Source organism: Pseudoxanthomonas sacheonensis, from assembly GCF_010093305.1.
Lineage (GTDB): Bacteria > Pseudomonadota > Gammaproteobacteria > Xanthomonadales > Xanthomonadaceae > Pseudoxanthomonas_A > Pseudoxanthomonas_A sacheonensis.
Map to the genome: position 1 here is coordinate 85,179 of NZ_PDWS01000013.1, position 11,641 is coordinate 96,819.

General features: G+C 60.1%; 11 protein-coding genes. 7 read left to right on the forward strand and 4 right to left on the reverse strand.

Annotated features, from left to right (window positions below; translation table 11 throughout):
- Positions 1 to 359: 359 nt before the first annotated feature.
- Together CSC73_RS12140 and CSC73_RS18595 are read right to left on the reverse strand one after the other, a co-directional pair.
- Positions 360 to 923 (reverse strand): GIY-YIG nuclease family protein, encoded by a 564-nt coding sequence (locus CSC73_RS12140; protein WP_163840691.1) that lies wholly within the window; start codon positions 921 to 923, stop codon positions 360 to 362.
- Positions 924 to 1,020: 97 nt separating this feature from the next.
- Complete coding sequence (locus tag CSC73_RS18595) at positions 1,021 to 1,374, reverse strand: excalibur calcium-binding domain-containing protein (RefSeq protein ID WP_163840692.1); 354 nt, start codon at positions 1,372 to 1,374, stop codon at positions 1,021 to 1,023.
- A gap of 231 nt (positions 1,375 to 1,605) precedes the next feature.
- On the opposite strand from CSC73_RS18595, the gene CSC73_RS12150 reads away from it, so the two are divergent.
- Together CSC73_RS12150 and CSC73_RS12155 are read left to right on the forward strand one after the other, a co-directional pair.
- On the forward strand, positions 1,606 to 2,418 hold the full coding sequence (locus CSC73_RS12150) for a hypothetical protein (RefSeq protein WP_163840693.1): 813 nt from the start codon (positions 1,606 to 1,608) through the stop codon (positions 2,416 to 2,418).
- A 93-nt stretch (positions 2,419 to 2,511) separates the two neighbouring features.
- Positions 2,512 to 3,495, forward strand: a complete 984-nt coding sequence (locus CSC73_RS12155; protein ID WP_163840694.1) for an HNH endonuclease — start codon at positions 2,512 to 2,514, stop codon at positions 3,493 to 3,495.
- Positions 3,496 to 3,662: 167 nt separating this feature from the next.
- Here CSC73_RS12155 and CSC73_RS12160 read toward each other — a convergent pair whose 3' ends face one another.
- Positions 3,663 to 4,559 (reverse strand): AraC family transcriptional regulator, encoded by an 897-nt coding sequence (locus CSC73_RS12160; protein WP_163840695.1) that lies wholly within the window; start codon positions 4,557 to 4,559, stop codon positions 3,663 to 3,665.
- A gap of 133 nt (positions 4,560 to 4,692) precedes the next feature.
- Here CSC73_RS12160 and CSC73_RS12165 point away from each other — a divergent pair, with 133 nt between their 5' ends.
- The 4 genes from CSC73_RS12165 (at position 4,693) to CSC73_RS12175 (ending at position 9,410) form a co-directional block, all read left to right on the forward strand.
- Positions 4,693 to 5,448 (forward strand): SDR family oxidoreductase, encoded by a 756-nt coding sequence (locus tag CSC73_RS12165; RefSeq protein ID WP_163840696.1) that lies wholly within the window; start codon positions 4,693 to 4,695, stop codon positions 5,446 to 5,448.
- A gap of 113 nt (positions 5,449 to 5,561) precedes the next feature.
- Positions 5,562 to 5,696, forward strand: coding sequence for a hypothetical protein (locus CSC73_RS18565; protein WP_281352899.1), 135 nt, complete (start codon positions 5,562 to 5,564; stop codon positions 5,694 to 5,696).
- 241 nt (positions 5,697 to 5,937) lie between these two features.
- On the forward strand, positions 5,938 to 7,116 hold the full coding sequence (locus CSC73_RS12170) for a beta propeller lectin (RefSeq protein ID WP_163840697.1): 1,179 nt from the start codon (positions 5,938 to 5,940) through the stop codon (positions 7,114 to 7,116).
- A 494-nt stretch (positions 7,117 to 7,610) separates the two neighbouring features.
- A complete protein-coding gene (locus CSC73_RS12175) occupies positions 7,611 to 9,410 on the forward strand; it encodes an Ig-like domain-containing protein (protein WP_163840698.1) in 1,800 nt (599 codons plus the stop codon).
- Between the two features lie 352 nt (positions 9,411 to 9,762).
- Here the strand turns inward: CSC73_RS12175 and CSC73_RS12180 are convergent, their stop codons facing one another.
- On the reverse strand, positions 9,763 to 10,680 hold the full coding sequence (locus CSC73_RS12180) for an alpha/beta hydrolase (RefSeq protein ID WP_163840699.1): 918 nt from the start codon (positions 10,678 to 10,680) through the stop codon (positions 9,763 to 9,765).
- Positions 10,681 to 10,855: 175 nt separating this feature from the next.
- Between CSC73_RS12180 and CSC73_RS12185 the strand changes: the two genes are divergently transcribed.
- Entirely contained in the window at positions 10,856 to 11,536 is a 681-nt protein-coding gene (locus tag CSC73_RS12185) for an alpha/beta fold hydrolase (protein ID WP_163840700.1), read from the forward strand.
- Positions 11,537 to 11,641 lie beyond the last annotated feature (105 nt).

The following is an 11,641-nucleotide window of genomic DNA, read 5'->3' on the forward strand; positions in this document are numbered from 1 at the left end:
AACCCGAACGACGAGCATGGAAATAAGGAGCAATAACATCCACCGGCTGCGGGCATATGCGCTCGCAGCGCGATACGCTCCCATCGATGCATTTGATCCTCGCGAATCTGCTTGGTGAATTATTTACGTACAGCTGTCGCAGGGAGTGAGAAAAGCTTTTCCCCACCCGATGAAGGTAATCGAGTAATCTCCATGGCTGCGACGGGTTAGTTCCATCAACCTAGCGCCTTGAAAACGGGGTCAGAGTGTCTTTTCTAGCCCCGCAACTGCTAGAGCTGCCGTTCTACATGCCTAACAACGCACCGACGCGACCATCTTCTTATACATTATGGAAGAGTGCCCGTAGCGCACGTCACGTGTCAGGGCTTCGTCTTCGCCAAGCGTCGGGATAAAGCGTCAAACTTCTTGTTTATAGCTTCAAGCTCTAGCAGCACTTCTGAAACCTGACGTTCCTCCAACTTTTCGTCGACAACTTGGAAGTACTCATCAACTGCACCCCATTTAGGGCCTTGCTTGTTCAATCCTGGCTCGAGCGCCGAGATCAGAACGCCTTCGATCTCGTTCAGGATAGCTGATCCTGCCGCAACGTATCTTTTGGTAGCCGAATCATGTTCTGAAAGCTTGTTGTTGCCGCCGTTTACCCGCCGAATGCCGAACCACGTGAAGTACTCCCAGCGGTTCCATAAGTGGTTATTCGTATGCGCCTTAAGACGGCTAAAGAGCCGTTGATTTCCGCTGCCCGTCTGTCCAATGTAAACCGGCTGTCGATCTTTGTCGTAAAGGATGTATATGCCGATTTGCTCTCTAAAGTCCGGCTCCTTTCCGGTGGCCGTTTTGTAACCTTTCAAGTGCCCCTTGTTACCTGGTCGTCCGAACTGAATGTACTTTCTTTCCCACAGGTGACCGAAATTGTGTATCAACATACTGTTCCCTTAATGCGCCAGTAGAGCCAAGTAGCTTTAGAAACTACGAAAAATCGGTCAGGTTCATTTGCTAGAAAAAGCACTTAACCGCGTTCTTTCAACGCCCTGTGTAAGGCTCACATCCAACTCCATCATTGTCCCGATCCAGATGCGGCCCATAACCAGGTTCGCCACGTCTGACCGGCGCGGCGCCGGCCGCTCGTGCTTCGGAGCAGTTGGCGAAGGCGCGGCCTCGGGGTGATCGTGCGGGTGCGGCGTAGTAGGAGGGCGCCAGCTGATTCGCAGGCTGAGTGCGCCGCTCAACCGGCGCCGGACTGCTGCCGCGATGGCAGTGATAGCCACCGTTCTTGCGGTCATTGTGGCAGCCATCCTTATTAAGCCCACCACCATGCGCCCAGGCATTGCCCGCCACGATGGGCAACGCGAGCAGAATCAAGCTGATTAGTTTCATTGGTACCTCTCCCCACGACTAGGAACGCAAAACACATGCCAGGTCGCGATACGACCTGTGCGCGGTGGCTGGGCAGAGGGGTGTGAATTATTTACGTGTCCCTGAGCGTCACATTGCGTGAGGATTCCGCTGCGTCGGCTCGATATACCTGTCTTTTAGCGTGGGCTGATGAGCTCCCTAGCCTTACGGTGTACTAAGCTGCAACTAGGCGTGTAGCAGAAGGTGCGTCACGTGGGCGATGAAATCTTTCAATTGAAGCCGAATATTTACGGACTAGGGATAGACCTACGAGCGTTGAATCGGTGGTGGAAGTCTCGGTCAGGTCAAAAAGATGCTGATATCGCATCCAGATTTCTGCAGGTGTTTGAGGGCCATGGGTTGCAGTCAGGGCATATCCCGCGTCTTATCCCTTCGCTGCGATACAGCGATTTAGCTAGCGAGCAGGCATTACTTTCAGTGCTCACGCCAGAATTGGTTGATGCAGTAGGCAGGCTATTTGGCGTGCGTCCGGAATGGATCGTGGGCATAGACGAACGTACGTACGAAACGGAGTACTGCTACAAGTGTCCACAGCGCCTATTCGATGTAATGGCTACGCTGATTGAACCTCCGAGTCTTCCACTTCTGGCCATATCGACAGTTAAGTTTCTCGATAAGAATGCGCTGGCTCCACAGCGCATCGAATTATTGGCGGTCGAGAAGGCAGCGACAGTCGGCGATATGGACGTTTATCGATATCGCCCATTCGCCGATGGCTGGGAGTGGACATACGCCGGATGCCGAATCCAGCTCAAGGCAATGGTGCGAGCATTGAGTCGTCCTGTGCCTCTCTACAGAGTGACCATGGAAGAGATGGAAGCCTTCTACTCGGGGAGGATATTTCCTCATTCATTGGTGTCCAGGCCGCGGATAACAGATCCATCGCTCGAGGACTACGCACTTTCAAGCAACGAAAGCCATGTATCAAAGGAGAGCGATGAGTTTCCATTAGTTCTGCAATACCTAGCTGGAAGTAATCTGACCCTGGTTGATAAACCGATTTGATGGGCGGTAACACAGCCGCCCGGTTCGACAGATACAGCCATGCGCTCACAAAAGAGTTAAAGTCCTTCACACTCGCTCGAGCTCTTCCACGCCATGCGCTATTGGTGGGTCAACCAGAAGCAAACCTACCGGCATGAAGTCCCGGGTGGTTACCTGTGGTCGCCCAAGCGTAAGACTAATGGGCACGCGAACGCATTCTACGATTTCATGCGCGAAGTCGCGCCCGGAGATGTGGTTTTTTCCTATGCAGATGGTCTGATCAAGGCAATAGGAATTGCGTCTACGCATGCGTATGAAGCACCCAAGCCGCTTGAGTTTGGGCAGTCGGGCGCCTACTGGGACAAGATCGGTTGGCGGGTAGATATACGTTTTATCGAGCTGAAGTTTCCAATAAAACCTGCCGAGTACATGGCGCAGCTGGAACCACACCTGCCTAAACGCTACGCGCCGCTCCAATCGAACGGACAGGGCTTGCAGAGTGTTTATCTCACCCTGTTGCCCGACTCATTCGCAGAGGCACTGATTGATATTCTGGGCAGAGAAGCCCGCAGCATTGTGCACATGACGCGTGTTTCCGATGCAGCGCAACCACCTATTGCAATCGGGCTGATTGAGTGGGAAGAGCACGAGCTACGCCGGATTTCGCAAGATCAAACTGTACCCGAAACGACGCGGAAAGCGGTTGTGATGGCGCGGCGCGGGCAAGGTGTGTTCAAGCAGAACGTACTGAAGCATGAGGCGTTCTGCCGGATTACCCGCGTGGACCAGGTAGAGCATCTGCGTGCCAGTCATTGCAAACCATGGCGGGATTCTACCAACGAAGAAAGACTGGATGGCACGAACGGACTATTGCTGACGCCCACCATCGATCACCTGTTCGATCGTGGATTTATTGCCTTTGAAGACAGCGGAAAAGTTCTGATCTCGCCCGTCGTACATCGGGATTCACTTCGGCGCATGGGCATCGACCCGGATGTTGCAATCAATGTAGGCGCGTTCTCGCAAGACCAGCATAAGTTCCTCGGCTTCCACCGTGAGAGTGTATTTCTCGAAAGTAAGTTCAAGTTGACGCTGTAAGATCCGATAAAAACAGGGTTCGCTGCGCTCAACTTGCGGACCCTCTCAGGCATCCCACTGGCTGACCTCGCTTTCCTACACCGACACCGTCTTCCACCTGCCGCGCGAAAACAGCCCCGACCACCCTCCAATTGCCTCTCTCATCGCCGCCTTGCGAACCGCATTGGCTACGCCGCCGCGCCCGCCCAATTCCTTACTGCCTCCCTGTCCTTCCCGGGCGGCAAACCGAACATCCGGCCGTATTCACGCGTGAACTGCGGGACGCTCTCGTAACCCACCGCAAACGCCGCGCTGCTTGTTGACCGGCCTTCGGACATCATCAACCGGCGCGCTTCGATCAGACGCAACTGCTTTTGGAACTGCATCGGCGACAACGAAGTTACCGCACGGAAATGATGGTGGAACGAAGACGGACTCATGCCGGCTGTCGCCGCCAGCCGATCGACAGGCAATGGACGGGCGAACTCCGCGCGCAGCAACGCGACCGCACGTCCCACACGCCGCGCATGGCCATCCGGCCAGCCCAGCCGACGAATCGCCGCGCCGTGTTTTCCTTCCAGCAGCCAATAGTGCAGCTCGCGCACCAGTTGCGCATGCAGCACCGGGATCGACGCCGGGCGATCCAACAGGCGCATCAACCGCAGGGCCGCGTCTGCGACCTCCGCATCGGTGGGCTCCACGCGCACCGGCGTGCCGTCGGCAATGGTCGCTTCCTCCTTCATCTGCATCGCCAGGTCGGCGATCACCGCCGGATCCAGCTCCAGCACCAGCGACAGATAGGGCGCGTCGGCACTGGCGCACGTGATCTGACTGACGGTCGGCACGTCCGCAGTAATCAGCAGCGAATCGCCGGCGCCGAAGGAGAAGGACTGCGTGCCCATCGCCACCTGCTTGCTTCCCTGCAGCACCAGGCACACCAGCGGCTGTGAGATGGCGTGCTGCAGACCGCTGGGCGTGACCGAGCGGATGGTGGTCAGGCCCGGAATGGGCGTCTGGGCAACGCCGGCGGGATCGGCATACGTCTCGACGTATCGGCGAACCGCCTGGAGCAGCGTGTGGGTCATGCCGCGATCGTAACGATACTGGAGCGGTACGCAAACCTTGTCTGGAGGAAAAGGTAAGGATGGGGGAGGTTCCGGTAACGACCGCCGCGCCCTTGGCAGGGATCATGGCGCTCCCTCTTACAGGAGCTGCCAAATGAACAAGATCGCCATCGTGACCGGTGCCAGCCGCGGGCTTGGCCGCAATACCGCCCTCAGCATCGCCCGCAAGGGCGGCGACGTCGTCGTTACCTACCAGAGCAGGGCCGAGGACGCCCAGGAGGTGGTCGCGGAGATTCAGGCAATGGGTCGCAAGGCCGTCGCCCTGCAACTGGATACCGGCGATATCGCCAGCTTCGTACCGTTCGCCGAACGCCTGCACGCGGCACTGCGCGAAACCTGCCAGCGCGAAACTTTCGATTACCTGGTGAACAATGCCGGACACGGCGACTACGCCCTGATCGGGCAGACCACCGAAGCGCAGTTCGACGCACTGGTGAATGTCCACTTCAAGGGCGTGTACTTCCTTACCCAGACACTGCTGCCGTTGATCGCCGACGGTGGCCGTATCGTCAACCTGTCGTCGGGCCTCACCCGCGTGTCCTACCCCGGCTACGCCGCCTATGCGGCAGTGAAGGGTGCGGTCGAAGTGCTCAGTGTCTACATGGCCAAGGAACTGGGTGCGCGCGGGATCGCGGTCAACACGGTGGCGCCGGGCGCAATCGAGACCGACTTCGGCGGTGGCGCCGTGCGTGACAATCCGGAGATCAACAAGATCTTCGCGGGCATGACCGCACTTGGCCGCGTCGGCCTGCCGGACGACATCGGCCCGATGATCGCCAGCCTGCTGTCCGAGGACAACCGCTGGATCAACGCGCAGCGGATCGAAGTATCCGGCGGGCAGGGTATCTGATCGGGCCGCAGGGTGGGTCGAATGCAGACACCAGAAAGACCCCGTGGAGTGGGCTTAAGGACCGCAGGCTGGGTTAGCTTCACCCACCCACCCAGCCTGCCTCACTCATGGCCATGGCCCAGCACATCACCCACCTGCTGCAAGACCGCCAGCGCTGGCACACCTTGGCAGACAACGCCGCCTACTACCGCGACCACCCCCAAGTCGCCATGCGGATCGCCGCGATTTACTCACAAAGCAGCTCATGATTCCGACAAACGGGCTGTGAACTATTTACACACATGCTCCGCAAACCTGAGCAGTAACTCCCACCGCGCCAAATCCATGCTCACAGTAGTTCGCACTAAAAACGGGAGCAGATCAATCCACATACAAGTCGTACTGCTTGACCGATTCCAGATGTAGCGGTCGTTCCGGTGGTATGTGCGACGGTCTTCAAGTCACGCACCGCGCGTGAATCCGGCGCACTTGGGCAAACGAGGAGTGCACATGCCAGCCAAAGCATTGCCAGGGGCCCACATCGCCCTTCTGCAACAGACCCTCCACCCAACCGGTGGCCAGTTGGATCAGTTCTTTATCGCAGAAGACGGAGCCTTGTGGGTTGCGTGGGTTATAGGGGGCGGCCAATGGCAACCACCACATCGAATAAGCGAACCTAGATTGGCGCCACCGGGGGCCCCGGTCGCTGCCGCAGTACGTAGAACCACCGTAATTGTCCCTTCTTATGAGCGAGGCGAAGCGGGAGATGCGCACGATACGGATGGCAAAGACGGTTACGAAATTGTGCCGGTTGAAGAGTTCTTTCCAGAGATCAATGTCTTCTTTGTAGGCCACAACGGAGCGGTATACGTTGCCTGGGTGCAGGGAAGCGGACTTTGGCAAGGCCCCGTTGCCATCAGCGAACCGGGGACTGCACCGCCCGGCGCGCATATCAAGGCAGCTCACCAGCTTTCCGAGGTCCAGCTGGACGTGTTGTTCTTCGGCAACCAAGGCGAACTCAACGTGATGTGGGCAAGCGGAGACAAGGTGGGCGCGGATGGATGGCATGGTCCGGCCGCCGTCTCGCCGAAGGACGTCAATCTGCCAGGCGGTGCCTTTGCGGCCATCATGCAAGGCGAGCATCAGCTGGATGTGGTGTTCATAGGCACCAATGAAGGCCTTCAAGTGTCCTGGGTTGTGGGCATGGGTGCATGGCAAGGACCGGTCACGGTCAGCAACACTCGAATTGCTCCTGCAGGCGCGGGAATTGCCGCGGCCGGCCAAGGGCCGAATCAACTATCAGCATTCTTCGTCGACCACCAAGGCGCTTTGAATGTCAGCTGGGTCGTGGGCGGCGGTATCTGGCAGGGGCCGGTTGCAATCACCCCGCGAGAAACCGCGCCGGCCGGCGCCGCCCTGGCGACGGGCTACCAGGGCTCCCCCAATCAACTGGATGTTCTATATGTCGGTTCCAACCAGCAACTTCACGTAAGTTGGGTGGAGGGGCTTGGAACGTGGCAAGGACCTGTTGGGCTGGGGCCATCGGGCATTGCGCCAGCAGGTGCTCCACTGGCGACTTTCCCCCAGACCAATACTCAGCTCAATGCGTTCTGCGTGGGCCAGGATCGATTCGTCTATTGGGTAGTCAATGCTGGCGTGTGGCAGGGACCTGTTGCGCTGCCTGACTAGCAAGCTCGGGGGCACGCCTCGTAGGGTGGGTTGAGCTCAGCGATACCCATCGCGCGCGCTGCAGCCTTTTCGCCCGCCTACGCGCGACTCGCATTGTCTGCACGTCCCATCGCGCCACGCCCGATGCGGCATGCGCGAGACTTCCAGCGGCTTGGGCAAGACAAAATCGGTCATCGCCGGACGCAGGCGCGACACGGTTGCGGAAGCACGCGGACTTCGATGCAGGACAGCATTTTCTCGTAGCGTGACGAGCACAGCATTTTCCGAAACACACCGCTTGACGCGAGGGTGGTCGCGCACCACAGTCGGCGGCGCCGATAGCGCTGCACACGAATGCAACGCACTCCACGGATCAGCAACAGACCGCAACACTCTTGTCGTTCTTGCCTGAGGGAACAACCGCGCCGCCGCAGCTTTGCGGTGCGTCGCGTGAACGGCCCGCGCCTACGCGCCCGCCTCTGTCCCTATCCACCAGGCACCTGGAGAACACACTCATGAGCATCAGATTGGCAAAGGGTTTGCTGTGCGGCTTGTTGCTGGCCGCATGGATATCGCCCGCGCAGGCGCAGAGCGTCAGCTGTACGGGGATCGCCGAATGGAACGCCTCCACCATCTATAACCCGGGCGACAAGCTCGTCTACCAGGGGCGGCTGTACCAGGCGGCTACAACCATCTGGAATGCACCGCCCACGCACTGCCCCAGCTGCGGCTGGTACCAGGACCTGGGCGCCTGCAGCACCGGCACCAACACCCCGCCGACGGTCACCCTCACCGCACCGGCCAATGGCGCGACCTTCAACGCAGGCGCCAACATCACGGTATCGGCCAATGCCGCCGATGCCAACGGCACCGTCACCCAAGTGCAGTTCTTTCGTGGCACCACTTCATTGGGAATCGATACCACGTCCCCCTACAGTGTGACCTGGAACAATGCGGCTGCCGGCACCTACGCCATCAAGGCGGTCGCCACCGACAACGCGGGCGCCACCGGCACTTCCGCGACGGCCAACATCACCGTCAACACCGTGGGCACGCCCGACACCACCGCACCCGGCGTGCCTGCCGGATTGACCGCTACGTCGGTGACTTCCTCCAGCATCAACCTAAGTTGGAACGCCTCCACCGACAACGCAGGCGGCAGCGGCATCGCCGGCTACGACGTCTACCGCAATGGCACGCTGGTCGGCTCGCCTGCCGGCACTTCCTTCAGCAGCACCGGCCTTGCCGCCTCCACGGCCTACACCTTCCGCGTACGCGCCCGCGACAACGCCGGCAACGCCTCGGCGCAAGGCGCGCAGATCACCGCGACCACCAGCGCCAGCGGCGGTTCCAACGACCTGCCGCGCCATGCGTTGGTGGGGTACTGGCACAACTTCACCAATCCGTCCGGTCCCACGATTCCGATCAGCCAGGTCTCCAACGACTTCGACGTGATCGTGGTCGCCTTCGGCGACGATGCAGGCAACGGCAACGTCAGCTTCACGGTCGATCCGGGCGCCGGCAGCGAAGCGCAGTTCATCGCCGACGTGGCCGCGGCGCGTTCGCGCGGCAAGAAGGTGGTGCTGTCGCTGGGTGGCCAGAACGGCACCGTAACCCTGAACAACTCGGCGCAAGTCGCCAACTTCGTCAACAGCATGGAGGACCTGATCCGGTACTACGGCTTCGACGGCGTGGACATCGATCTGGAAAGCGGCGCGGGCGTCTCCCACGGCGCGCCCGTCCAGACCAATCTGGTCACCGCCATCAAGCAGCTCAACACGCGCATCGGCCCGTCGTTCTACCTGTCGATGGCGCCCGAGCACCCGTATGTGCAGGGCGGCTTCGCCGCGTACAGCGGAATCTGGGGCGCTTACCTGCCAATCATCGATGGACTGCGCCAGGAGCTGGACCTGATCCATGTGCAGTACTACAACAACGGCGCGCTGTATTCGCCGTATAGCCAGAACGGCCTGGCCGAGGGTTCGGTAGACATGCTGGTCGGCGCCAGCCTGATGCTGATCGAGGGTTTCAGGACCAACAACAACACCGGCGTCGTGTTCAATGGCCTGCGGCCGGACCAGGTGGCATTCGGATTGCCTTCGGGACCCTCGTCGGCCAACAGCGGACAGGCGTCGTCGGCCACGATCGCCAATGCCTTGAACTGCCTGACGCGGCTGCAGAGTTGCGGAACCATCCGGCCCCAGCAGGCCTATCCCACGTTCCGCGGCGTCATGACCTGGTCGATCAACTGGGACCGTCGCGACGGGTTCAACTTCTCGCAGCCAGTGCGGGCGACATTGAACACGTTGCCCTGACGGATCGCGAAAAAGTTCGGGGCAGGCAACGCTTCGCTTGTCCCAGAACCTCACTGTTCCAGGCGCCCCTTGTGGGCGCCGATTTGTTTGGAGAGGTCTCTGCGATCCCTGATTCAATCATCGCCAGCACGTATCGCCTGCAGTCGCGTGCTTCAGGAGAAGCAGCCCTTCAGAATGAGCCCTTCCCCCGCTCGCGGGGGAAGGTGCCCGCAGGGCGGATGGGGGCAGCTCTTGATCGTGTTCCAACGCAATAGGCTTCACTGCAACTCAGTCTTGATGCGAAAAGCGCCCTCATCCGCCTTCGGCACCTTCCCCCGTAAACGGGGGAAGGGCTTCTTCGGTCAGTCTGTAGTTACTGTGTGGGCGTCGGTTTCCAATCGCCGAACAGGAAAGTCAATGCACCGGGCAGCCGTTTTTCCCACGCGGCTTCGGTGTGCTCGGCTTCCGGCTCAATGACCACCCGGAAATTCGTTTCGTCATAACCGGCGGCGTGGAAGTTCGATTCGACCTGGCGCACGAACCCGATCATCTTCTGACTGATGTACGGATCCGACGCCTCCTTGCCGCCGAATGCAACGAACACCTTCCTGGGCATGGCCGCCAACGGACTGGTATCGCGCACCAACTGGCCCATGCCGACCCACAGCACCGGGCTCTCGATCAGGCCATAACCGAACGCGTTCGGCTTGGCCAGCAACGCGTACAGACTGGCGACGCCGCCGTAGGACGAACCGCCAATGCCGGTGTTGGGCGCGCCTGTCAGCGTGCGGTAGTTGCCGTCGACCAGCGGCATGACTTCCTTGGTCATGAAATCGGGAAACTGCTTGCCGGCCGGTTCGTCCATGTCGGGGTTGCCGACGAAATCCTTGTACGGCAGGTATTCGCGCGCACGATCCTTGCCGGCGTGGTCCACGCCCACCACGATCAGCGGCGGGATCTTCCTGTCCGCAACCAATTGCCGCACCGCTTCGTCGGCGCTCCACTCGTGGTGGCTGACCTCGCTCAGGCACGCGTCGAACACATTCTGCCCATCGAGCAGGTACAGCACCGGGTAGCGGCGATCCTTGTTGGCGGCGTCGCCATACCCTGTCGGCAACAGCACACGGATCTTCCGCTCATTGCCGAAGATCTCGCTTTTCAACGCATGCACATGCAGATCGCCGGTAGCCGTTGACTTGCACGCCTCGGCCGCCGCTGCCGTCTGCGCCCGGGCCGCGCAGGCGGCCAACAAGCTGGCGCACAGGGTGAAGCAGATCAGTATCGTACGCATCAGTGTTCCTCCGGTTTCATTCCATATCGTCAGGCCCACATTCTTGAAGTCCAAGTCCCGGACCAAAGTGGGCAGAGGCAACTTTAAGGTGTCAGGGACAACTTATGGCGCGGAAAATCGTTCCTGATACTCTTTTCAACCGAATCAACGACCTTGACTGCAAGGATTCGCGAACATGACGACCTTCGTGTTGATCCATGGCGGCGGAGACGTCGGCTGGTACTGGCATCTGCTGGAGGCGGAGTTGCGTTCGCGGGGGCACGATGTGATCGCTCCCGACCTGCCGTGCGACGACCCCTCTGCGGGACTGGGTGAGTACGCGGACGCCGTGGTCGAGGCTGTCGGCAGCCGGAGGGATCTGGTGGTCGTGGGCCAATCGTATGGCGGCTTCACCGCACCGCTGGTGGCCGCCCGACTGCCGACCGATCTGCTGGTTCTGCTGGCTGCGATGATTCCATCCCCAGGCGAGACCCCGGAGGACTGGTGGGCCAACACCGGCTACAGCGAGGCCTCGCGGGAACAGGCCAAGCGCGATGACGGAAAGACCGGCAACGACGATCCGCTCGTCAGCTATTACAACGGCGTTCCACGCGCCCTGGCCGAAGAGGCGTTGCGCAGGGCACGCGATGAGTCGCCGACGGCCTGGCGTACGCCGTGGCCGCTGAACGCGTGGCCGGAGGTGCCGACGAAATTTGTGCTGTGCAAGGACGACCACCTTTTTCCGCCCGACTTCTTGCGCCGGCTTGCGGCAGAGCGCCTGGGCATCACCCCCGACGAGATTCCGGGCTGCCATTGCGTTGCGCTCAGTCACCCGAAAGAGTTGGCCGACCTCTTGGTGAGTTACACCGCCGGCTAGAGCCGTAGGCTGGGTTGGCTCCATCAACCCAGCGCTTTCAGCCTGCGACCGCGAGATGCTGGGTTGATGAAACCAACCCAGCCTACCGTGCTATCCAGCCCATCC

Bases quoted from the DNA above. Each gene is read 5' to 3' on its own strand.
- CSC73_RS12185 (WP_163840700.1), top strand. From the start codon at position 10,856: ATGACGACCTTCGTGTTGATCCATGGCGGCGGAGACGTCGGCTGGTAC.
- CSC73_RS12140 (WP_163840691.1), bottom strand. From the start codon at position 923: ATGTTGATACACAATTTCGGTCACCTGTGGGAAAGAAAGTACATTCAG.
- CSC73_RS12180 (WP_163840699.1), bottom strand. From the start codon at position 10,680: ATGCGTACGATACTGATCTGCTTCACCCTGTGCGCCAGCTTGTTGGCC.
- CSC73_RS12155 (WP_163840694.1), top strand. From the start codon at position 2,512: ATGCGCTATTGGTGGGTCAACCAGAAGCAAACCTACCGGCATGAAGTC.
- CSC73_RS12175 (WP_163840698.1), top strand. From the start codon at position 7,611: ATGAGCATCAGATTGGCAAAGGGTTTGCTGTGCGGCTTGTTGCTGGCC.
- CSC73_RS12165 (WP_163840696.1), top strand. From the start codon at position 4,693: ATGAACAAGATCGCCATCGTGACCGGTGCCAGCCGCGGGCTTGGCCGC.
- CSC73_RS12170 (WP_163840697.1), top strand. From the start codon at position 5,938: ATGCCAGCCAAAGCATTGCCAGGGGCCCACATCGCCCTTCTGCAACAG.
- CSC73_RS12160 (WP_163840695.1), bottom strand. From the start codon at position 4,559: ATGACCCACACGCTGCTCCAGGCGGTTCGCCGATACGTCGAGACGTAT.
- CSC73_RS18595 (WP_163840692.1), bottom strand. From the start codon at position 1,374: ATGAAACTAATCAGCTTGATTCTGCTCGCGTTGCCCATCGTGGCGGGC.
- CSC73_RS18565 (WP_281352899.1), top strand. From the start codon at position 5,562: ATGGCCCAGCACATCACCCACCTGCTGCAAGACCGCCAGCGCTGGCAC.